We start from the raw sequence: 22,478 nt of genomic DNA, 5'->3' as shown, positions 1-22,478 counted from the left end.
TATCCAGTCGTTTGTGGGTGGGGGCTGTCTTGGCAAAAAAATCCATTGGTCCGGTGCGTCGGGAATTTGTTCCCTGGGAAAATTCCGACCATCCTCCCTTTATCGAGTTTCGCAACGTCACCAAGAAATTCGGCGAATTTGTCGCGGTCAGGAACCTGTCCCTCAAGATCTACGAGAAAGAGTTTTTTGCGCTTCTCGGTGGCTCGGGTTGCGGCAAGACGACCCTGATGCGCATGCTCGCAGGGTTTGAGACACCGACATCCGGACAGATATTCCTGGACGGCCAGGATCTCGCGGGTATCCCTCCTTACCGGCGTCCTTCCAACATGATGTTTCAGTCCTACGCCCTGTTCCCGCATATGAACGTGGAGAAGAACATTGCCTTCGGGCTGAAACAGGACAGCATGCCGGCGCAGGATATCGAAGCGCGCGTATCGGAAATGTTGCGCCTTACGAAGCTTGAGCAATTTGCACAGCGCAAGCCTCATCAGCTTTCCGGCGGCCAGCGCCAGCGGGTTGCGCTCGCGCGCTCGCTCGCAAAACGTCCCAAGGTTCTGTTGCTCGACGAACCGCTGGGTGCCCTGGACCGCAAGTTGCGCGAGGAAACCCAGTTCGAACTGATGAACCTGCAGGAAGAACTCGAAATGACCTTTCTGATCGTGACCCACGATCAGGAGGAGGCAATGACGGTTGCAGATCGCATTGCCGTGATGGACAAGGGCGAACTGGTCCAGGTCGCGACCCCTGCGGAGATCTATGAAGCACCGAATTCGAAATTCGTGGCCGACTTCATAGGCGACGTAAATCTGATTGAGGCCAAGGTGACCGAAAAATCGGATGCCGGAACGCGCCTGGTATCCGTTGTCGACGGATTTGTCATCGATAGCGAACAGGAGACGGAAGCCGGTCTCGGTGAAACTGTCTGGTATGCTATACGCCCCGAAAAGGTCCGAATTGCCCAGGGCCGCCGGGAGGAGGGGCAGGTCAACCAGATTGACGGTCTGGTGTGGGACATTGCCTATCTTGGCGACGTCTCCTGCATTCACTCCAAGGTCGGCGAAGATGATCATGACACCATCCGTGCCACTTTTGCCAACATCTCCCGCATGGTCGAAAACCCGATCACGTGGGACGACGAGGTCGTGCTTTCCTTTGACCGGGATGCCGGCGTCATCTTGAAAGGGTAGGCGGGATGAGCGAACAGACAGCCACTCCTGCGAAAAGAACCATCGGGGGCAAGTTGCTGATTGCGATGCCCTATCTATGGCTGCTGGTGTTTTTTCTGGCGCCGTTTCTGATCGTTTTCAAGATTTCACTTTCACAGATCGCGGTTTCAATTCCACCTTACTCGCCGGCAATCGATCTGGCGGAAGGCTGGCAGGGTCTCGTGGAAGCCTTCCGCGAGTTTTCGTTCGAGAATTACATCTGGCTGACGGAAGACGCGCTCTACTGGAAATCCTATGTGTCATCGGTTGTCATTGCGGCGATATCGACGCTGTTTACTCTGCTGATCGGCTACCCGATCGCCTATGGCATGGCGCGCAGTCCTCAGGCGTGGCGTCCAACATTGCTGATGCTGGTTATTCTGCCTTTCTGGACGAGTTTTCTGATCCGGGTCTACGCCTGGATTGGCATATTGAAAAACGAGGGACTGCTGAACCAGTTTTTGATGATGCTGGGCCTCATCGACGAGCCGTTGGTGATCCTCAATACCAATATCGCGGTCTATATCGGCATCGTCTATTCTTATCTGCCATTCCTGGTCCTGCCACTTTATGCCAGCCTTGAGAGGCTTGACGGGAGCCTGCTGGAAGCAGCGGAAGACCTCGGCTGTCCGCCCTGGAAAGCGTTCTGGAAGATTACCGTGCCCTTGTCGCTTCCCGGGGTGATCGCCGGGTGTTTTCTGGTTTTCATTCCCGCGGTCGGGGAATTCGTCATTCCCGATCTCCTCGGTGGTTCCAACACACTGATGATCGGCAAGACCCTCTGGGTGGAGTTCTTCAACAACCGGGATTGGCCTGTTTCCTCGGCCGTCGCGGTGATCCTGCTCATGATACTCGTGATCCCGATCGTGCTCTTCCAGAACCAGCAACAAAAAATGTCGGAGAAAGAAGGATGACCCGCGGTCCGACCTGGTTCAACATCACCTCGCTGGTTCTGGGCTTCTCGTTCCTCTACCTGCCTATTGTTCTCCTGGTGATCTACTCCTTCAACGAAAGCAGGCTGGTTACTGTCTGGGGTGGCTTTTCGACCAAGTGGTACGCATCCCTGCTTCAAAACGAACAGTTGCTCGATGCGGCCTGGGTGACGTTGCGCGTTGCCTTTGCGTCGGCAACCATCGCGACCGTGCTCGGAACGCTGGCAGCACTGATATTGGTGCGCTCCGGCCGGTTCATGGGTCGCTCGCTGTTTTCCGGAATGATCTTTGCGCCGCTCGTCATGCCGGAAGTAATCCTCGGCCTGTCTTTGTTGCTGCTGTTCGTTGCAATGGGCACGGCCCGCGGCTTCTGGACCGTGATGCTGGCACACACGACTTTCGCCATGTGTTATGTGGCGGTTGTCGTTCAGTCCCGTCTGGTCGGATTTGACAAGTCCGTCGAGGAAGCAGCCGAAGATCTTGGCTGCCCTCCCGTGAAGACCTTCTTCCTGATCACGCTTCCGATCATTTTGCCCGGCGTCATTGCCGGCTGGATGCTGGCCTTCACCCTGTCGCTGGATGATCTGGTGATCGCCAGCTTCACCACAGGTCCGGGTGCGACGACCCTGCCGATGAAAATCTACTCGCAGGTGCGGTTGGGCGTGACACCGGAAATCAACGCGGTCTGTACGATCCTGGTCGGCCTGGTGACGATCGGTGTCATTGCGGCCTCACTGGTGACCAAACGACAACAGGTGCAGCGGGAACGCGACGAGCGGGCGGCATTCGGTGCCGATGGTTGAGGATTGGGTCAGCCGGCCCGCGGTGGTCGGATCAGGTAAATGAACAGCCAGACCGGAACCACGATAAAGGCGCCCAGGATCATGTTCGGGATTGCCCAATCGCGGAATTCGAGCATGTAGATCCAAAGCTGCAGCGGACTGAGGCCGACAGTTCCCAGTATGTCTTCCGCAGAAATGTCGACGAAGGACAACCCGGCGCCAACGAGCAGGGAAAACGCTGCGATCCTGAAAAATGTTGACCAGAACGGGTACACGGCGCGCGGTTTCTTTCAAGCAGTTGTCTGAACACAGCCATTCGGGTTTGCTTCGATCCCTTGACTGACACACCTCAATTCTTCGCTTTAAGACTTTACAAACCATAAACAACTTCCAAAAACGCGTGAAAACGTGGATCACGCCGATCTTTGGCGGATCCACCCGGATGCATGACGGTCCTTACATTTTCCAGACAGGTCTCGACAAAAAGGCCTGCCTCGCCGGTTCGGAAAACTGTTTGCGGGCCCCGCCGCTTTCCAAAAAAATACCGATCGGTACTACGCTTGTGACGCCCGGCACTTCGAAGCCCCGGTCTTCCTTCCGAAATACAACGCAGCCGCCGCAGAAAAAGGCACGAACAGATGCCTTGCGGTCGATGTTGATCACAATCCAGAGGAAGACCTGACATGAACCGCATTGCTTTTGAAATGGAAATCCGCCCGCTTTGGAATCATTACCGCAAAGACAACAAGTGGGTAGGGAAGTGGGACCCATCCTGGAATGAAGACAAGGTCATGGAGGACTTTGTGGCTGCTGCGTATAATCTTTACGAAGCCACGTCCAGGAATGCGTTGAAGCTCGTCCTGCTTGGCGGAACGGGAATACGACTGAACAAGGAACTCATTGCCAATTTTGGCGTAACGGGTGCCAACGGTATTCAAGATCAAGCCACAGAAGTTCACGTCACCGCGGAACAACAGCTGAGAACCGAGGGAACCAAAAGACCGGTGCCATCTGTCCCTGTCGTCGAGGTCGGTAGTATTCTGAGTGAAAAGAACTGGACGCCCTTGTTGAACGACGCCCTGATAGTAGGCGCTGCGACGGCGGGTCAACAGTTTCAGATCGCTCTTGAAAACGGATATCACCACTTGTGGAGAGACTGTGAAGAGTTTGTCCAATGGAAGGCGGATCCCGCGGTTCGCGGAGAGCTGGAAAAACTGCAGCGCATGAATTGCGCACTTGACTTGTTGAATCGACACATTCGCCACAACCCGAGGCTCAAGAAGGGCTCGGCAACCCAGTGTGCGCGCGACAAACTGAGCAGAGACCATGCTTTGCAGTCGACAATCTTTTTCAACATGAGAGGTGCCGAGTTCTACAAAAAGGTTTGGCAACAGTTCTTTTATGAAAATCTCGGCATGCTTTGGGACAACAAAGGACGCGTACCCAGAGTGCTCGCCCGTGAATTGATCGGCCTGTCTTTGTTCGGATACAAGCCGGAGTTCAAGAGCATGACGCTCGGATTCGTCAAAAGCAAAAGGGCGCCGCAGCCGAAATTTGCGGAGTACGTTAAACTGCTCCGTGAACTGGGCATGGAAAGAAACAATCGGGCCGGTGTCATGAAGTACCTGTCCGGGTACTTGTTCGGCGACGAATCGGCAGTTTGTTTTCCCGAGGACAGGAACTTCTCGAAACTTAAGAACCGGTATCTGCAGAACGTGGCGCTTCTCTGATCAAGAGGGCGCCGGAGACCGGGCTGACATTTCGCGTGACACGCTGGCAGGAGTTGAAGGCCTCTTTCTAAGAACTTCTGTCAGTGCGTCCTTGTCTTCTGCTTCAAACTTCACCGGGACAAGAAACGCTGGTGGGCCGGTGCCGGATAGCAGATGTCAATGCGGTGAGTTGCATTGTCTGCAGCCCCTAAAAGCGCTCCCTGAACCGGCTCACGGCAGTGTTGCCGGTTTTTCGCTGCAATGCGGCAAAGAAGTCTTGACCGGGAAGAACCGAGCGGCGAATGTGCGCAAAACGCACCTTGCGGTCTTAACTGGGAGTGAAACATGAACAAAATATATCCGGACGCAAAGGCCGCCCTGGACGGGCTGACCTTTGACGGCATGACGGTGATGGCCGGTGGGTTCGGTCTTTGCGGCATTCCGGAAAATCTGATCGTTGCGCTCCGGGATTCCGGAGCCAGGGACATCACCGCAATTTCCAACAATGCGGGCGTTGATGACTTTGGCCTTGGGCTTCTTTTGCAGACGCGCCAGATCAAGAAGATGGTTTCGTCCTATGTGGGTGAAAACGCGACTTTCGAAAAGCAATATCTGAATGGCGAGCTGGAGCTTGAATTCAACCCTCAGGGAACGCTTGCGGAACGTATTCGTGCAGGCGGCGCCGGCATACCGGGCTTCTACACCAAGACCGGTGTCGGAACGCTGATTGCCGAAGGCAAGGAGCACAAGGACTTCAATGGCGAGACCTACATCATGGAAACCGGGCTCGTGGCCGACGTTTCCCTGGTCAAGGCCTGGAAAGCCGACAAGGAAGGCAACCTGATCTACCGCAAGACGGCCCGCAACTTCAATCCGATGATGGCGACGGCCGGCAAGGTTTGTATCGTTGAAGTGGAAGAAGTGGTCGAGATCGGTGAACTCGACGCGGACAACATCCATACAGCCGGTATTTTCGTCGACCGCATCATCATCGGCGACCATGAAAAACGCATTGAAAAGCGCACGACGCGCGCAGCCTGAGGAGGATACATCATGGCCTGGACACGTGATGACATGGCAAAGCGCGCTGCGCAGGAGCTGGAAGACGGTTTTTATGTGAACCTTGGCATCGGCATTCCGACGCTGGTTTCAAATTACATTCCCGAAGGAGTTCACGTCACGCTTCAGTCGGAAAACGGAATGCTCGGCATGGGCCCTTTTCCGACGGATGATGAAGTTGACGCGGACCTGATCAATGCAGGCAAGCAGACCATCACCGAATTGCCGCAGACCAGTTATTTCTCGTCCGCCGACAGCTTCGGCATGATCCGCGGCGGTCACATCGACCTGTCGATCCTGGGCGCAATGGAAGTGGCCGAGACAGGTGATCTCGCCAACTGGATGATCCCGGGAAAGATGGTCAAGGGCATGGGCGGTGCCATGGATCTGGTGGCGGGTGTGAAACGCGTCGTCGTGATCATGGATCATACGTCAAAGGCTGGCGATCCGAAGCTTCTGCGGGAGTGCACACTCCCGCTCACCGGCGTGAAGTGCGTTGATCGCATTATCACCAATTTCGGTGTTTTCGATGTTGCGGAAGGCGGCCTGAAGGTTGTCGAACTTGCTTCGGATGTGTCGCTTGACGAGGTAAGGGAAAAGACCCAGGCGACAATCGTCTGAGCTTGTCCGATCGAACGTCAAAGGCATCATGTTTCTAGTGTCGGAAGGCGCCCTCAGGATTCTTGGGGGCGTCTTTTTTCAAGTTGCACCAGGACACGGCCGTGAAGACGCGGTATTGCTTGCAATCCCTGTCGACCGTGACAGGCCATTGTGGTTCCGGACAGGTCTTCCAACCGGCCCCTATTCCGCGGCCTTGTTATCCCGCCGCTCTGCTATCGGCCGGATTGCCGGAAAATCGGAATCCGTCAGGGTCTCTTTGGAAAGCAGCAATTTTGCACCCTCGTCGAGTTCGCTCCGATGCTGCTGCAAAAGAGCCTTGGCACGGGTGAACGCGCCCTCGACATGATCCTTGATGGCTATGTCTATTTCGCGCTGGGTATCGGGTGAAACTTCGGCAACGTCTCCGGCTGGCTGACCCAGGAAATTCTGCCGTTGGGTAGCGTAGGTGCGATTTCCGAGCGTCTGTTCCATTCCGTAGCGCATCACCATGTCCCGCGCGACCTCGGTAACTTTTTGCAGGTCGTCGGAAGCGCCTGTCGATATCTCTTCGAAGACGATTTCCTCCGCCGCCCGGCCACCCATCAGCACGGCCATGCGATTCTCAAGATCCTGTGTTGAAAGCAGGAACCGGTCTTCGGTCGGGCGCTGCATGGTGTAGCCAAGCGCGCCGATCCCGCGCGGAATGATCGAGATCTTGTGCACCGGGTCGCAACCTTCGAGATTGGCGGCAACAAGCGCATGGCCCATTTCGTGAAACGCAACGGTCTTTCGTTCCTTTTCCGACAGGATACGGCTGCGTTTTTCGAGCCCGGCGACAACGCGTTCCACCGCTTCGTTGAAGTCCTGCAAGGTCACGGCATCGCCATTGCGCCGCGTTGCAAGCAGAGCTGCCTCGTTGACGAGCGTGGCAAGGTCCGCGCCCGAGAACCCGGCGGTGAGCTGGGCAATCTGATCAAGATCCGTGTCCGGGTCGAGTTTGATCTTTTTGACATGGACTTCAAGGATTGCCTTTCGGCCCGGTTTGTCAGGCCGGTCGACCAGTACCTGCCGGTCGAAGCGTCCCGCCCGCAAGAGCGCGGGGTCGAGGATTTCCGGCCGGTTGGTAGCGGCGAGCAGAATAATCCCGCTGGATGTGTCGAATCCGTCAAGTTCTGTCAAAAGCTGATTGAGGGTCTGTTCCTTTTCATCGTTGGTGCCCATCACTCCGCTGGAACGGGCGCGGCCGAGCGCATCGAGCTCGTCGATGAAGATGATCGCAGGCGCTGCCTTGCGGGCCTGCTCGAAGAGATCCCGCACGCGCGCGGCACCGACCCCGACAAACATCTCGACGAATTCCGAACCCGAAATCGAAAAGAACGGGACACCGGCTTCACCGGCGACCGCGCGGGCCAGCAGTGTCTTGCCGGTCCCGGGAGGTCCCACGAGCAGGATGCCCTTTGGAACATGTGCACCGAGGCGTCCGTAGGACTTCGGGTCTTTCAGGAAGTCCACGACCTCCTTCAATTCCCGTTTCGCTTCATCGACACCGGCGACATTTTCAAACGTAACGTCGACATCGGTCTCGACATAGACCTTGGCCTTGGATTTGCCGACGGTCATCATGCCGCCGATCCCCTGCTTTTCCGCTATACGGCGGATAAAGAACATCCAGAGGCCAAAGAACAGAAGGACGGGAAGAACCCAGGACATGATATCCCGGATGAAGGTGCTCTGGACGATGCCGGTAAACTTGACGTCGTATTTGGTCAGCTCTTCGGCCAGCGGAATGTCGACGCGAGTCGTGACAAAGTATTGCTTGCCGTCTTTGAGAGGCTCCTTGAACTTGCCCTCTATCGTGTTTTCCTTGATCGAAATCTCTTCGATCTTCTTGGCTTTGAGATATTGCTCAAACTGGCTGTAGGGGATCGCTTCAACGGTCTTGTAAGTCGTCCACCAACTTTGGAACATCAGCACCAGCATCATGGCGATAAAGGCGTACCAGAGATTGATCTGATGTTTTTTGTCCATGGAAAAGACGTCCCGTACGTGGTCTGAGCAAGCCGCCATTGGGACGATTTGCAAGGTGGCTGTCAAGGCGAGGGATCAACCAGAAGAGTTAGCTGGTAGCATCAATCTGTCGTGTGGACATCTTGGTGCGGAAGGAAGAAGCGCTTGAGCGCGCGAGGAAGATTACCGGGATAAGACCCACAAGAACTATGGCGAGAGAGGGAAGGGCGGCTTCTTCGAAGGCTTCCCGCGATGCTGCCTCGAACACGGTTGTTGCCAGCGTTTCGAAGTTGAACGGACGCAGCAAGATGGTCGCCGGCAGTTCCTTCATGCAGTCGACAAAGCTTAGAAGGGCCGCAGACAGCAACACCGGTTTCAGGATGGGCAGGTGAACTTGCGTAAGGGTCTGACCGGTATTGCGCCCGAGTGTCCGCGCTGCCATGTCGAGGTGAGGTGTTATTCTCCCGAAGCCGCCCTCCACCTGACCATAGGAAACGGCGAGGAACCTCACGACGTAGGCATAGACCAGGCCGGTACCGCTACCGAGCAGGAGCAGACCCGTGTTGAGGCCAAACCAGCTCTCCATCCGCGCATCAAGGAAATTGTCGAATCCGGCCAGCGGAATGAGAATCCCGATCGCGAGAACCGTACCGGGAATGGCATAGCCGATGGAGGCGAGGCGCACGGCAATCTTGAGTGGTCCTCTGCTGTTGATCCGAAGTGCGTAGGCAAGCGCGATTGAAATGACAACGGTTAGCAGGGCCGCGATGGAAGCAAGATAGAAACTGTTCCAGATCGCCTGGAGGAACCCGGACGCAAAAACGTCGTTCAGTCGACGGCTCGCTCGATCCGCTAGCAAAAGACCCGGAACAACGAACCCGACAAGGATCGGTGTGAGACAAAGACCAAGTGCGAGAACGGATTGCCAGCCGCTCAGGTCGAAGCGGGTTGGCGGCCTGTGCTTTGATCCTCCCCCTGCGTCAAAGCGCTGCTTCCGGCGGCCGAAACGTTCTAGCCACAACAGAAGGAACACCATTGCCAGCATGGCCAGCGCAAGCTGTGCGGCTCCTCCAAGGCTGGAGCGGTTCAGCCAGGTATCATAAACGGAAAAGGTCAGCGTCTTTACGCCGAAGAATGTAACGGCGCCAATATCATTGAGACACTCCATCAGGGCCAGGGACACGCCTATCGCAATCGCAGGCCGTGCAAGGGGCAGGGCGACACGAAAGAAAAGGCCGTAGGGCGATGCGCCCAGCGTTCGCGAAACATCCAGCGTCGATGACGATTGAATAAGAAAGCTGGCTCGGGTCGTGAGATAGACGTACGGATAGAGAACCGCACCCATCACGAAAATGGCGCCACCCAGCGACCGGATTTCCGGAAACCAGTAATCCCGCGATGTCTTGAAGCCGAAAATGTCCCGGATCAGGCTCTGAACGGGACCAGTGTAGTCCAGCACCTCGACATAGGCGAATGCGACGATATAGGTCGGAACGGCAAGCGGTACCAGAAGCGCCCAGTCGGCAATCCTGCGTCCGGGAAAGTTGCACATGGTAACAAGCCAGGCGGTCAGCACGCCGGTTACACAAGTCGTCAGTCCGACGCCCAGCATCAGCAGCAGCGTTGTCTTTAACGATCCGGGCAGAACGGTTGTCAGCAGATGACCCCAGATGTCACCAGTTGGCGTGATGGCGATCCAGACAATGGCTCCGAGTGGCAGCAGAACCATTGCTGCGATGACAAGGGCTGCGACTAGCCAGAAACGGTCGGTGATGGAGTGTGTGGGCGTGCGCAGCAAAGCAGTTCTTTATTGTTCGTAATGGTTCGCAGGAAGCTCTAAAGGTAAACCTTCCAAAATGCAAAAAAGCGCCGTGAAGCACGGCGCTTTTTGATTTCTGTCGTCAGGGTTGGTCAGGAGGCCGGGCCGTTGTCGAACCCGACCTTGTCGACCAGTTCACTGGCCGTCTTGCGGTTCTTGGCAATATCGGCAAGCGAAAGGTCGTCCGGCGTCAGCTCACCCCAGCTTTGAACTCGCTCGGAAACTTCCACACCCGGTGTCACCGGATATTCGAAATTGGTTTCCGCATAAATTTGCTGCGCGTTGCTGGAAGACAGGAATTCGATCAATTTTACGGCGTTGTCCTTGTTTGGTGCATTTTTCGCCAGAACAATGCCTGCCAGATTTACGTGTGTGCCACGCGCGTCGGCATTCGGGAACAGGATGCGCACCGAGTTGGCCCACTCTTTCTGTTCCGGCTCTTTGTCGTTCGTTTCCATCTTGCCCATGTAATAGGTGTTGCCGATGGCGATATCACATTCGCCGGCAAAGATTGCCTTCACCTGTGCACGGTCGTTGCCGGCCGGCTTGCGGGCCAGGTTTTCGCGCACACCTGCCAGCCACTCTTCGGTTTTTTCGGCACCGTGATGGGCGACCATCGATGCGATCAGGCCGATGGTATAGACGTGCTGTCCGGATCTTGTGCAGAGGCGGCCTTTCCATTTCGGATCGGCGAGATCTTCATAGGTAATGGTGTCCTGGTCGACACGATCCTTCGACGCATAAACAACGCGTGCACGATTTGTCAGTCCGATCCAGTGGCCTTCCGGATCACGGAACTGCGCGGGAATATTGCCGTCGACGACGTCGGAGACAACCGGCTGCGTGATACCGAGCTGCTTGGCGCCGTCCAGACGGCCGATATCAACGGTCAGAAGCACGTCGGCAGGGGAATTGTCGCCCTCCGCGGCAATGCGCTCGCCAAGGCCCTTGGAGGCAAAAACAACGTTGGTCTTGATACCTGTGTCAGCGGTAAAGGCATCCAGTAACGGCTGGATCAGAAACGGCTGGCGGTAGGAATAGATATTCACTTCCCCGTCGGCAAGAGCCGGTGCTGCAGCAAAGGCTGCGGTGGTCAGGGCAAGGGCACCTGTCAGGGTGCGGAAGGTCGAACGCATATAACTCTCCCAGAGATCCGATTGATTTGTTGTTGTCGCCAAAAGCGGAAGCGATTGCTCAGGAATATGTCTCCGAGGCGCGCGTAAGTCAATAAACTTAATAAAATCAATAGTTTAGAATTGTTCAAAACTAACTGGAATTTTACATTCCACAATTTAAGCAAAAATCAGTGATAAAACAGGAGTTTATTCCTCTACTTTTTAGTCGAAAAGCACTCGAGGTCGAGGAATCTGGGGCGATCACGAAACCGTGAACAGATGCTCGGCCCACGCTGCATGAGGCGTCCAGTACCCACGCGCCCGCCATCTGGCAGGCGCGAGATCGCCTTGAAGGATCGAGTTCCGGCCGGATCTACTCCGACAGGACCCGCTGTGTTGGAAAGACAATTTCAACAAGCGTTCCCTGATCCGGCGTGGAATCGATGTGAAAGCTCGCCCGGTTCGCTTCGACCAGCGCCTTGGTCAGTGGCAGACCCAGTCCCGTTCCCCCACCCCGGCTTGCAGTGTGCAGTTGCCGGAACGGTTCCAGGGCAGCAGCCAGCTGTTTCGCGGTCATTCCGGTACCTGTATCGCGTACCCTGAGCGCAACTTCGCCGTTGCTTTCAAGCGCGGTTGACAGGATCACCTGGCCTCCGGACTTGTTGTACTTGATGCCGTTGGACAACAGGTTCAGCACGATCTGGCGCAGCGAGCGCGGATCGGCGACAATATCGGGAACGGATTCCGGCAGGCTTGCCCGGATGATCACCCTCTCCCGGTTGGCCTGGGGCTGCATCAGGGCGACACATTCGTTGATGACTTCATTTGTCGAGACGGCCGAGAATTTGAGATCGAGCTTTCCGGCTTCGATTTTCGAAAGATCAAGGAGGTCATTGATCAGGCTCATAATGTGCGAACCGGACGTCCGGATGTCCTTCAGATAGTCCTTGTAACGGTCGTTGCCGATCGCTCCGAACCGTTCCTCCATCATCACTTCCGAAAATCCGATGATCGCATTAAGCGGCGTTCTGATCTCATGGCTGATCTTGGCCAGGAAGTCGGACTTCTGAGAGCTGGCATTTTCGGCTTGCCGCTTGGCCTGCGTCAGCTCTTCCTCTGCGGTCTTCCACTGGGTGATGTCGCGCAACACCGCGCAGAATTTCGCTTCATCCTTGCTGCTGGTGATCCGCCCCATGGTCATGAAAAGCGGGATCAACCCACCCGTGGGCACCTGACCGAGCACTTCTCGTCCGTCATTCAATATGCTGGCGACCCCATTGCGGGACAGGCCGTCAAGGTAGTCGCTCGCGGCCCGATGGCTTTCCGGCGCCAGAAACTCGATAAAGGGAGCACCTATCATGTCTGCACGGTTGGCGCTGAAAAGAGCTTCCGCGGATCCGTTGACTTTTACGATCGTTCCATGCCGGTCAAGGACAAGGACGCCGTCGGTGGCGGTCTCCAGAATGGTATCCAGCTCGGCAATCTGGTCGTGGGCATTGTCGAGCTCGGCCCGGACACCTGCAAAGAAATTCGGCGATGCAGGAGCAACGGTCGGGGGTATCTGCTTCTGTTGGCGTTCGCTGATCGAAATCATCAACCCGCGGGTACCGTTCCACGGCACCGAGTGCATATGCGCATCAACGGTAAGGACACCGCCATCTGCGACACGCATCTTCATGGCTTCGTCGATTTCATCATCGATCCCGATTCCATCCCCCAGCTCATCGGTGTCATCGATGAACAGGGCTTCCAGGCCTCCGGCTTCTGACAGGGCCGCAATGGAAGTGTAACCAAGCATCTTCAGAAGCGCCTTGTTGGCGTAGAGCACTTCGCGGTCGTGAACGATCGAAATGCCGATCGGCAACCGGTCGAGCAGACTTGGATCGATCGGACCTGCCTCTGGAACATCAGGCGGCAAGTCCTCGAGCGCTTCTTCTTCCGGATCCGGAGCTTCAAATTCCTCCATGTCGCCTTCCAGCCGAGCACCGAGCGCTTCCGCTATCTTGCGGAATGCCTGTCTCTCCGGACGCGACAGTGATGAAGTGTCGACGGGGACGACGCGCGGACGGGCAGTTGCGAGTGGAATGACCTCACCGCTCTTTCTCTCCGGTTCCGCCGGTGGAGATGCGTCTGCTTCGGCCGCCCGGTCTTCCTGTTCGAATGCGGCGGTCTCTTCAAAGAATTCGCGCTCTTCCTCGGCAGCCGGATCTTCTTCTTCGCTGTTTGGAGAAGCGTCGTCACCGGTCTCTTCGTCAAGGCTGACGCTCTCGGAAGGCTCGTCGCTTACAAGATCTTCTGTTTCGGAGACGTCATCTGCCTGGTCGCCGGTGTTCGGTTCGGTCGCAATAGTCTCCTCAACAGCTTCCTCGGCATCGGGCGCGGTACCGGCGCGCACGTCCGACCCTTCATCAAAAAGATCCGGAGACCGTTTTTCAGCCGGTTTGTAAGACTTCGCCAGCGTTTTCACAGCGCTCTCGATCTCGGAGGGTTTCAGTTCAGCCGGACCTGCGATCCCGACGGGCTCTTCAGCTGCAGTATTTTCTGGGAGCGCCTCTGTCTTCTCAGCTTCTTCTTCCGCACCGTCTTGAACGGCAACCTCGGCAATATAGGTGCCGTTTTCGTGCTTGTAGTCTTGTTCGTCCGCAGTGGTTTCCTCACTGGTCGACAGGTCGGAGTTGATCTCGCCTGCCGTGGCAGCGGGCTCGTCATCGTCGTTCTCAGCCTGATCAGCCTCAACCGCTTCGTCCGATTGCGCTTGTGCCGTCAGCTGAACCGATACGTCCTCCGGATCGACAGGAGCAGTCTCTGCTTCCAGTTCAGAAATGTCTGCCGGGTTATCTGCGTTCTGCTCCCCGTCAGTTTCTCCGGAAAGGTTTTCTGATAGGCCTGCATCCAGCGCCGCCGCAGCGTTTTTCAGGTCTTCGGACAGGTTGAGCGCGTCAGGTGTCGCTGGTTCCGTCGTTCCGGACCCGGGCACCGCTCCGCCGGAATGCTCGTTTTCCGCTATCTTTTCTTTTGGCGACGGCACCGCACCGTCAGGGGCGGTATCCAGGGGCTTCGACCCTTTCTTGCCTTTGAACATTGCAAGAGAACCAACCAACGCAGCTGCGCTGGCGCCCAGGAATGTTCTGCCGCCGAGTGAATTCGGCTGCGCGGGTTTCAGGTCCTTCAGGTCTCCGCTTTCCGGATTTTCATTGACCGGGACGTATGTCTCTGTCGCACCCTCGTTTTCGGTTTCTTCCGACGCGTTCACTTCAGGCGATTGCGCGTCTATCTGGTCTTCCAAGGATTCGACGTCATCGACTGCGACAGGTCCCGAAGCGTCTAGGCTGGCAACTTCGTCGGATGCGTCGTCTTCGCCATCAGCTGCTGGGCTTTCAGCATCGTCATCGGCAATAGTGTCCGCGTCTGCAAGGCGGATATCCAAATCCGGATTTTCTACCTCTTCGCTTCCGGCCAGCTCGTCTTCGTCATCGGCTTCCAGCGCATCATTCATTTGCGCTTGATTTTCATCATCGCTCTGAGCCGTATCGCCATCATCAGCCGCAGTCTCGAGTGCGGCGTCGGTTTCCCGGCTGCGTGTCTGCATGTCGCCAGTGTCGGCATCTTCGCCCACTGGCTCGTCGAACACCGGGGTGGGAGCGGGCAACGGGATGAAGCCGTCGGGATCCTGAACGGCGTCAGATGTCCTGCAGACTCCGAAGCCACGATAGCCCTCAAACTTCCGGTCACGATCGAAAGCAGGAAGCGCGGCCATATCCACCGGTACGCGGAGTGCAGCACCACTCACGGGCCATGCTACGGTTTTACCGCTCCAGGTGTCGCGTCTGTCCAGCGCCCGGGCAATGTTGCCCCGCGGGTCCAGTCCAAACTTTTCTGACACCTCTTCCCAGGACGATCCGACAATATTCGTCGCATCCGGGCCCAGCACTTCGGCGAATTCGTCGGACAGGAACGTGAAGCACTGGTCAACATCCATCTTCCAGGCAAATCGCACAGGCCTCCGGCGCGGCTGGAACACGAAGCCTTCACGGACAGCAACCTGCGCGTCTGACACACCGGAAGTGGTTGCAGCCTGTTGGTCGCCGGCTTCGTCCTCTGGAGTTCCCTCCGCTTCCGTGGGGACTTCTTCGCGTGAAGTTTCATCCATTTCATCGAATTCGGCGGCCGCAGGTTCTATGGTCTGATGGCCCACTTCTCCGGGAACATGGTTGTCATGCGCGTCCGGTTGATCATCTGCGAACTCGTCGGCGTCGTTATCGGATTCAGCAACCGGCTCTGATGCTTCGGCCGGCAATTTGGGGCCCTTGTCGGTCTCAGCCGGGACGGAAGACTTTTCCAACGACTGCCCTGCGCCATCATCATTGTGGTGATCTTTATCGCCAGCGGCATCGTTTATAGATGAATGGTCGTCACCGGGATCCTGACCCGTTTCATCCAACGGACGCTCAGCGGGGTCAGCATCGGATGCAAGCGAGACAGACTGTGGAACGGGCAGGTGTTCCACGGCACCAGCCGTTGTGTCCGGTGTATCATCTTCGCTGACCGGGTCATTGCTCAAGACAACGATCCGCGGACCGGCCGGTATCTGCAGAACGCCGCCGTCATGAAAGCGGCCGTTCAGGTCGAGCGGGCCAAACAGGACCTTTTGATCCTGCGGCAGGGCAATGTCTTCCGGAACACCGTCAAGTTCACCGAATGTCTCTTTGTCATTTCCTCCGGAAATCAGGAAGACCGTCGACTTGCCGGATTTGAGAAGACTGGCGAATGCGGGAATGGGGTCCTTGGTCAGCGCAAGTCCCTTGTCGCTGCAAACGATCAGCGCCGCGGTATCGCCACCGTCCAGTTCAACCCGCTTGCACTGGCAAGTCAGAAGCATGACCCGGAGACCACGGTAGAACCTCAACCGGTCGATGCTGAATCTGTCGGTCAGGCCGGAATCGGCGATACGGGCAATGTGAGGGCGTGCAGGCGATCGTTCCAGCGCAGACAGACCCTTGAGGTCGGATACGGATTGCGCGGAAAAAAACGCCGCGCCGGCGGCATTTGACCACAGGATTTTGGCGCCATCGGCAGACCACAACCAGGCCGCTCTTGTGTCGGCTGCAAGTTGGACCAGATCATTCATGGCACTCAGTTCCAGGAATGATTGGGTCTGATTGTCCATCGTGTTGCTCCAATGGTCGGCGATACCGAGTTGCGGACGTGCGGTGCCGGGATGCCTGCTTTCGTAAACACTCTGTTAATACTAGCAAAGCTTAGCGTCGTCCACGTACAGCAAGTTTGCTAAAGGACTTACGTGAAGGCGTGGTTAATCTGTCCCCAATTGTTTGCCGGATCGCCATCTGCATGGTACGAATTTTTGGCAAGGACAGAACTTAGAAGACGCGGGCTTTTCACGCTCGCGACCCGAGGAGCGCTGACATGAGCACTGACAATACCGGTTTTGAAGTCCCCGAGCAGATGCGTGATTTTGCTGAAAAGAGCGTAGACCAGGCTCGTAAGGCGTTTGACGATTTCATGGGCGCCACCCACAAGGCTGTTTCGAACGTCGAGGACAGCGCCAGCGCTGTCCAGGCAAATGCGGCGGATGTCAACAAGAAGGCGCTGACTTATGCTGAAGAGCACGTCAATGCGGCCTTCAAGTTTGCGCAGGAACTCGTCAAGGCCGACAATGTCGAGGACATGATGAAGCTGCAGCAGAGTTATCTGCGCGGGCAAATGGAATCGCTGGGTGAACAGTCCCGTGAATTTTCCAATGCCGCGACCAAGGCCGTGCAGGACGCCGCAAAGGCCGCACAGAAAAAGTGAAGCCCGCGACCTCAAGAATGCGCAGGACACGTTCGTTCTGCGCATTGAAGGTTCACAGAACGAGCGTATGGGTACAGTGTCGAAGGCTGCACGGACACCGCGATTCCGGTGGACGGTTGCCGGCAGCAAAAGCATCCGCCAGGCTGATTGAAAGCCGCCCGAAGGCTGGAACACGAGTTCTCCCCTACGGAAGTTTATTGTGCAGTGCAAAAAAATGTTGCAATGCAGCAAGGCATGCATTATGTAGGGTCTGCGGATGACGACAGGGTCTGCCAGTTGAAGAAACGGCAGAATGAAATTTGAACCGATGATCGCATCCGAACTCTAGGAGATGAGATCATGACCGAGACCAACACGACTACCGCCAAGACGGCTTCCAAAGCACGCACTTCCAAGGCCAAGGCTGCACCGGCTGGTGTGACTTTCCCGGACTTTGAAGCTTTCGCTCTTCCGAAAATGGAAGTTCCGGCAGCGTTTCGCGAAGCCACCGAGCAAGGCATCGAAAGCGCGCGCGATACTTATGCCAAGGTAAAGACCGCTGCTGAAGACGCGACCGACCTGATGGAAGACACATTCGAAACTTCCCGCCAGGGCGTTGTCGAATTCAACCACAGGGCTGTCGACGCAGCGAAAACCAATGCAGACGCGACCTTCAACTTCATCAAGGACATCTTGTCCGTGAAGACAGTTGCCGAGGCAATCGAGCTGCAATCCACTTTTGCACGTCAGCAATTCGACGCTCTGAGCAGCCAGACCAAGGAAATGCAGGAACTGGCTACCAAGCTCGGAACCGATGTTTCCGCTCCGGTCAAGGAAGCAATGGAAAAATCCTTCAAGGGTCTGAGCGTCAACTGACCTTTCAGGACCGCATTTGCGGAACCGCAATGACCGATATGCCCGGGGTTCAGCCCCGGGCATTTTCTTTTCAACAGGCTTGTATTTTCCGAAAATACTAGCTTGCCGGTTCCAAAAAACGGCGTTAGAAGACGCCCTTGCAAAGAGCGGCCCGGACGAGTATCGTCCGCGCCATATCAAGGCCTAGGCAGACGTAGCTCAGTTGGTTAGAGCGTCGGATTGTGGCTCCGAAGGTCGGTGGTTCGAACCCACTCGTCTGTACCATCATTTCAATGACTTAGTTGTGCGAATGGATGCGATGTTGCTCTCTGGGGGGGCGCTGGGGGTACGAAAAAGATCTGCTTTAGTTTTTCTGGTTTCTAATTCCGCCTCCCCATATTCGACGAGGTTCAAATTGTTGATACGTCTAATGCGGGATCTCAAACTCGCCTTTAGCGCTCGCAAGGTCACAACAATTCTATTTTAAGCTCTCGCATCCATTAAATAACAGTTTTTGCTAGTTCCGAGTTTCACTTCACCTGATCTGTCGCTTGAAAATTCTAGCGAAAGTACGCTGCAGTCATCTCGCTCTTTGCACGATGAAACCAAATCTCCTGCTAGAAATTTTGCTTTTTCTTCTGAATCTAGCGCGGCCCAGAAACCGTCTGTCGCTAAGATGAGTTTTTGATTAGCTACAGGTGTGTAGTTACATACATCAGGGGGCATGAACTCTGTGCTCCGAAAGCTGCGTGTTAAGCGGTTTCGCAGTGGTGAACTTGCGATGTCATCAATCGGCATCTGGCATATTGCGTTGGTGAGTGTGTGTGGTTGGATGTGACTAACCAATCCTAAGGCTCCATCGCTTGCCATTGCCAAACAGTCGCCTGCATGCAGCAAGTGCGTAAGGCCATTTTTCTCAACAAATGCGATCACGAAGCTTGCAGAGCTTCTACGAAACTTAAGCGTCAATTCCCTATGGATAAAGCGAAGGCGATCAATGATCGCCTCCAAGGTGACATTGTCAAAGATGGTGAACCAGTCAACTAAACGACGCGCAATTTGGTGGGCGTATTCGCCACTGTTTTCGCCGGATGTAGAGCCGTCGAGAACTATACAGAGTATTGCGTCGTTACGGAGTCCGATGCCACACCAATCTCTGTTGTCGGGAGTGAGCAGTCCCTGTTCACTGCGCCAGCTGATCCCAATATTCATCTCAGCTTACGTCGTCACATTGTGCAAGCGCCCTTATCCGGTCGTGTGCAATCTCGACACGACCGGCTGGACCCCTGATGTTGCCTTGGAGGAAGCTATCGAAGTCGCGGTGTTCCTGTAGCTCGCGAAATTGCTGAGCGATATAGGTACGAATGTCTTGATCTGCTTCCAGTATTTCGACACACAATTCTTCACGCCCGTCTATGACTAATAGAACATCTTCGAGATCGTGGCTACCTATCGGGTCATCGTCTCCGCGCCCACGATATGCTTCGAGTTTCGTTGCGACAAAAAGTGTGGGAACCAGATGTTTGATCTCTAAGTCTTCCGCTAAATTATGTGTAACGGCTGTTTCTATACCTCTCGCGTACCAGCGATTGGAGAAACCGATAATTTTCTCATTGTCAGGCATGAAGTCTACTTTAAGTTCGCCGAGCCGCATTCGGCAGATGATTTCGTCTTCGTGAGAGTTAGTGAAGCCGATTTCACGCAAATGCTCTTGCAGCTGTACCCATTCCGCGTAACCCGCTAAATCGACTATTAGGTCCACATCATCTGTCGCTCTTACATCTTCTAGTGTAATCGGGTCAGTGATGAAGAGCGCAGTCGTGCATCCGCCAACGAATACCAACCGTTGGCGCAGATCGTCGCCAAGTGCCCTGGCAACGGTTTCGAGCATATAGAGGAGTTGCCCCTGAACCGTCATTTCTTCCGGAGCCTATCTTTGAGCCGCTCAGTTGCCAAATTTGATTCTCTCTGCTTGCCAAGTCTAATGGCGTCTACTAGGGCGAGATACTCGTACAGCCGCTTGTCGCCGCTGATGGCTTCCGGCACAGACTTGAAGAGTGGTTCAACTGAAAGTCCCCTAACTTGGCCCTTTGCATAAGCCCAGACATAAATTTCGTGTCCTGCGCTGATCAGCTGGCCTTCTAGCATCGGGGCCGCAAAGGCCGTGGGAATGCCGCGCTCGGGTGCACCTGGCTTTGCTGGGAACACAAACTTCAGTCCATGTGCTATGAACTCGTAGAGATCACGACGATTGGGCCTTGTTCGGCGATACGAGCGGTCCCTTATGGCAAGACCAGATTCAAGGCTTCTTTTGAGCGAGGCGCTTACCTCCGTCTTGCTGATACCTAAGGATGCGCCTAAACCACGAACAGAGTAAGGTTCTTCTCGACCTGAAGACCAGTCTTTGCTCTCCAGCAAACCAGACTCTTCTTGTGCTTGCAGGCTCACAAGCTTTAGCAATATGACGATATCTTGGCTTTTCATCTCACGCTCATTAAGTGTCCTTTGTCCGCGGACAGAGGACAGTAAGCTGCGAGTCGCTCACTTGTCAAACAAGACACTTGAGGTACACAAGCAGCCAAACTAGCTTCGCAAAAGGTAAAAAATGGTCGACAGGCTCAATACGTCCGACAGACCATTGCAGCCGCAAGTGCCCACTCGTTATTCATTTTTGTATTAGGGACCCTCTCTGTTTTGACAGTTCTAAGCTCCGAGAGGAAAAATCCAAAAAACTTAGGTGGGGCACTTCGCCGGACCCCCACCCCTCTTTGTGTTACCACCTCCTCCAGCGTCAATATTGAAGATTTTGGAATAAGGTTGTGATCAGAGTGGCATTATTTGTAAAATGCATGCTGGCGGTCTCTCTAGAATATACTCACTATTTCAGAAGCTAGGGCCCCAAGAACTCGGGTCACTGCGAAGGATTTATTAATCGTCATACTCCGAATTAAGTAGTTGCTGAGACCAAGATAACAGGCCTGACGCGGCTATTTCTAGTTTGGCTCCTGCAATTGGATCGATGGTCAGGCTTCCAGCAATAGTCGAGCGGCGCTGAACCATAGAGAGAACCAAGTTCCATATAATTGCCAATCTGCCATCGACACCGAAGGCGGTCCTCAGGCCTCCCGGCAATTCAACCGGTTCGCGCCATGGTTCTGACCTGAGACCCTGATTCTCCTCCAGTTTTGTGAAGAGTCCGTTTGAAGCAGGAGACGGTTGGAATGAAGCGTTTACGGTTCACAGAAGAACAGATCATCGGCATCTTGCGGGAGCAGGAGAGCGGGCAAAAGACAGCCGATGTTTGCAGGCGGCACGGGATCTCGGAAGCCACCTTTTACAAATACAAGGCCAAGTTTGGCGGCATGGATGTATCCGATGCCCGCAAGCTGAAGGCGCTTGAAGACGAGAACGCGAGGCTCAAGAAGCTTTTGGCTGAGGCCATGCTCGACAATGCCATGCTGAAGGACGTTGCTTCAAAAAAATGGTAACGTCCGGTGCAAGACGGGAAGCTGCGGCTCACCTGTGCTCCGGGCACGGCGTGAGCCAGCGTCGGGCGTGTGCGGTCTTGGCAATTGACCGGTCGAGTGTCCGGTATCGAAGCCTGCGACCGGATGATGCAGATCTGCGTGAAGCCATGAAGAAGGTTGCCGGAGAGCGCCGGCGCTTCGGCTACAGGCGTATTCACGTGATGCTGGAACGTCAGGGCATCCGAAAGAACCAGAAGAAGCTGAGGCGCCTCTATCGCGAGGAAAAGCTGCAAGTCCGTAAACGTGGTGGCCGGAAGCGAGCTTTGGGCACCAGGCGGCCGATGGTGTTGCAAGGCAGAACAAACGAGCGGTGGAGCCTGGACTTCGTGTCGGACGCCTTTACGGACGGCCGCCGCTTTCGGGTCCTGGCGGCGGTCGACGATTACAACCGCGAGCGCCTGGCGCTGGTGGCCGACACTTCATTGTCAGGTTTGCGGGTCACCCGTGAACTCGATGCGCTCATCCGTCTGAGTGGCAAACCGGGCACCGTGGTCTCTGACAACGGAACCGAGCTGATCAGCATGGTGGTTCTCAAATGGTGTCAGGGGACAGGTGTCGATTGGCATTACATCCAGCCCGGCAAGCCAATGCAGAACGGTTTCGTCGAGAGTTTCAACGTTAGCTTCAGGGATGAGTGTCTCAACGAGACGTTGTTCTCGTCGCTTTCTGAAGTCCGATCCCAAATCACCGCATGGAAGGACGACTACAACCGAAACAGACCCCACTCATCCCTGGGCAATCTCACGCCCCACGTGTTCGCATTGAAAATGACATTGCACACACAGGCCGCATGAGGCCAAAAGTCAACCGAAAGACTCCGCGATAAGCCGGAAGAGAATTAGGTCTCAGATCAGAAATAGAAACCTATTTGTCGTCCTCGATATATTCAGGGCTCTTATTCCTACCTTCAGTTTTTTGCGCTTGAGCAACAGTCTTTTCTTTAGAGGACTATGTTTTGTCGGTCACTTTTGAATGTCTTCTTGTCGATACAAACAAACATGAACTACAAATCTAATCCGCAGCTGATCCTCCCCCTTTGAAGTGGTCCGCCGTTATGTTTAGGAAAACGGAGGATCCA

Annotated in this window: 17 protein-coding genes and 1 tRNA gene; 10 read left to right on the top strand and 8 right to left on the bottom strand. The window is 55.3% G+C overall.

Going from position 1 to position 22,478, the window contains the following annotated elements; all coding sequences use genetic code 11:
- Positions 1–29: 29 nt before the first annotated feature.
- Genes LA5095_RS24510 through LA5095_RS24500 form a run of 3 tightly spaced genes read left to right on the top strand, consistent with a single transcriptional unit; the run spans position 30 to position 2,940 of the window.
- On the top strand, positions 30–1,187 hold the full coding sequence (locus tag LA5095_RS24510) for an ABC transporter ATP-binding protein (RefSeq protein ID WP_055119890.1): 1,158 nt from the start codon (positions 30–32) through the stop codon (positions 1,185–1,187).
- Positions 1,188–1,192: 5 nt separating this feature from the next.
- Entirely contained in the window at positions 1,193–2,119 is a 927-nt protein-coding gene (locus LA5095_RS24505) for an ABC transporter permease subunit (RefSeq protein ID WP_055119888.1), read from the top strand.
- Positions 2,116–2,940, top strand: a complete 825-nt coding sequence (locus tag LA5095_RS24500; protein ID WP_055119885.1) for an ABC transporter permease — start codon at positions 2,116–2,118, stop codon at positions 2,938–2,940. Before LA5095_RS24505 ends, LA5095_RS24500 begins: the two co-directional genes overlap by 4 nt.
- 8 nt (positions 2,941–2,948) lie before the next feature.
- Here LA5095_RS24500 and LA5095_RS24495 read toward each other — a convergent pair whose 3' ends face one another.
- Positions 2,949–3,194 (bottom strand): DUF6460 domain-containing protein, encoded by a 246-nt coding sequence (locus tag LA5095_RS24495; RefSeq protein ID WP_029062187.1) that lies wholly within the window; start codon positions 3,192–3,194, stop codon positions 2,949–2,951.
- A 408-nt stretch (positions 3,195–3,602) separates the two neighbouring features.
- Between LA5095_RS24495 and LA5095_RS24485 the strand changes: the two genes are divergently transcribed.
- The 3 genes from LA5095_RS24485 to LA5095_RS24475 all read left to right on the top strand — a co-directional run bounded on the left by LA5095_RS24485 (position 3,603) and on the right by LA5095_RS24475 (position 6,308).
- On the top strand, positions 3,603–4,649 hold the full coding sequence (locus LA5095_RS24485) for a hypothetical protein (protein ID WP_055119881.1): 1,047 nt from the start codon (positions 3,603–3,605) through the stop codon (positions 4,647–4,649).
- A gap of 324 nt (positions 4,650–4,973) precedes the next feature.
- Positions 4,974–5,669 carry a CoA transferase subunit A gene (locus LA5095_RS24480; RefSeq protein WP_055119879.1) on the top strand — a complete coding sequence of 232 codons (696 nt, stop codon included), beginning with the start codon at positions 4,974–4,976 and terminating at the stop codon, positions 5,667–5,669.
- Positions 5,670–5,681: 12 nt separating this feature from the next.
- Positions 5,682–6,308 carry a CoA transferase subunit B gene (locus tag LA5095_RS24475; RefSeq protein ID WP_029062183.1) on the top strand — a complete coding sequence of 209 codons (627 nt, stop codon included), beginning with the start codon at positions 5,682–5,684 and terminating at the stop codon, positions 6,306–6,308.
- Between the two features lie 180 nt (positions 6,309–6,488).
- On the opposite strand, the gene ftsH is transcribed toward LA5095_RS24475, so the two are convergent.
- From ftsH to LA5095_RS24455, 4 genes are all read right to left on the bottom strand, one after another.
- Positions 6,489–8,315: an ATP-dependent zinc metalloprotease FtsH gene (gene ftsH / locus LA5095_RS24470; RefSeq protein WP_055119876.1), complete on the bottom strand. Its 1,827-nt coding sequence runs from the start codon at positions 8,313–8,315 to the stop codon at positions 6,489–6,491.
- An 88-nt stretch (positions 8,316–8,403) separates the two neighbouring features.
- Entirely contained in the window at positions 8,404–10,092 is a 1,689-nt protein-coding gene (locus LA5095_RS24465; protein WP_055119874.1) for an ABC transporter permease, read from the bottom strand.
- Positions 10,093–10,205: 113 nt separating this feature from the next.
- Positions 10,206–11,249 carry a Fe(3+) ABC transporter substrate-binding protein gene (locus tag LA5095_RS24460; protein ID WP_082442972.1) on the bottom strand — a complete coding sequence of 348 codons (1,044 nt, stop codon included), beginning with the start codon at positions 11,247–11,249 and terminating at the stop codon, positions 10,206–10,208.
- A 352-nt stretch (positions 11,250–11,601) separates the two neighbouring features.
- The gene (locus tag LA5095_RS24455) at positions 11,602–16,395 is read right to left on the bottom strand and encodes an ATP-binding protein (protein WP_055119872.1); all 4,794 of its coding nucleotides are present in this window, start codon (positions 16,393–16,395) and stop codon (positions 11,602–11,604) included.
- 257 nt (positions 16,396–16,652) lie between these two features.
- Here LA5095_RS24455 and LA5095_RS24450 point away from each other — a divergent pair, with 257 nt between their 5' ends.
- The 3 genes from LA5095_RS24450 (at position 16,653) to LA5095_RS24440 (ending at position 18,158) form a co-directional block, all read left to right on the top strand.
- Positions 16,653–17,039 (top strand): phasin, encoded by a 387-nt coding sequence (locus tag LA5095_RS24450; protein WP_055119870.1) that lies wholly within the window; start codon positions 16,653–16,655, stop codon positions 17,037–17,039.
- A gap of 339 nt (positions 17,040–17,378) precedes the next feature.
- The gene (locus tag LA5095_RS24445) at positions 17,379–17,894 is read left to right on the top strand and encodes a phasin (protein ID WP_055119868.1); all 516 of its coding nucleotides are present in this window, start codon (positions 17,379–17,381) and stop codon (positions 17,892–17,894) included.
- A gap of 187 nt (positions 17,895–18,081) precedes the next feature.
- A tRNA-His gene (locus LA5095_RS24440) sits at positions 18,082–18,158 on the top strand.
- Between the two features lie 198 nt (positions 18,159–18,356).
- Here LA5095_RS24440 and LA5095_RS24435 read toward each other — a convergent pair.
- Genes LA5095_RS24435 through LA5095_RS24425 form a run of 3 tightly spaced genes read right to left on the bottom strand, consistent with a single transcriptional unit; the run spans position 18,357 to position 20,357 of the window.
- Positions 18,357–19,085, bottom strand: a complete 729-nt coding sequence (locus LA5095_RS24435) for a PP2C family protein-serine/threonine phosphatase (RefSeq protein WP_055119866.1) — start codon at positions 19,083–19,085, stop codon at positions 18,357–18,359.
- A 1-nt stretch (position 19,086) separates the two neighbouring features.
- Positions 19,087–19,791, bottom strand: coding sequence for a hypothetical protein (locus tag LA5095_RS24430; protein WP_055119865.1), 705 nt, complete (start codon positions 19,789–19,791; stop codon positions 19,087–19,089).
- Entirely contained in the window at positions 19,788–20,357 is a 570-nt protein-coding gene (locus LA5095_RS24425) for a hypothetical protein (RefSeq protein WP_055119863.1), read from the bottom strand. The genes LA5095_RS24430 and LA5095_RS24425 overlap by 4 nt, the downstream gene beginning before the upstream one ends.
- 737 nt (positions 20,358–21,094) lie before the next feature.
- Between LA5095_RS24425 and LA5095_RS24415 the strand changes: the two genes are divergently transcribed.
- A protein-coding gene (locus tag LA5095_RS24415; protein ID WP_144436156.1) for an IS3 family transposase occupies positions 21,095–22,194 on the top strand; the annotation gives its coding sequence in 2 pieces (ribosomal slippage) (positions 21,095–21,347 and positions 21,347–22,194; 1,101 coding nt in all).
- Positions 22,195–22,478 lie beyond the last annotated feature (284 nt).

The sequence above is a fragment of the Roseibium album genome (assembly GCF_001404515.1).
Classification (GTDB): Bacteria; Pseudomonadota; Alphaproteobacteria; order Rhizobiales; family Stappiaceae; genus Roseibium; species Roseibium album.
Note: the sequence above shows the minus strand (reverse complement) of the source record. Positions and strands in the feature narration are given on the sequence as shown.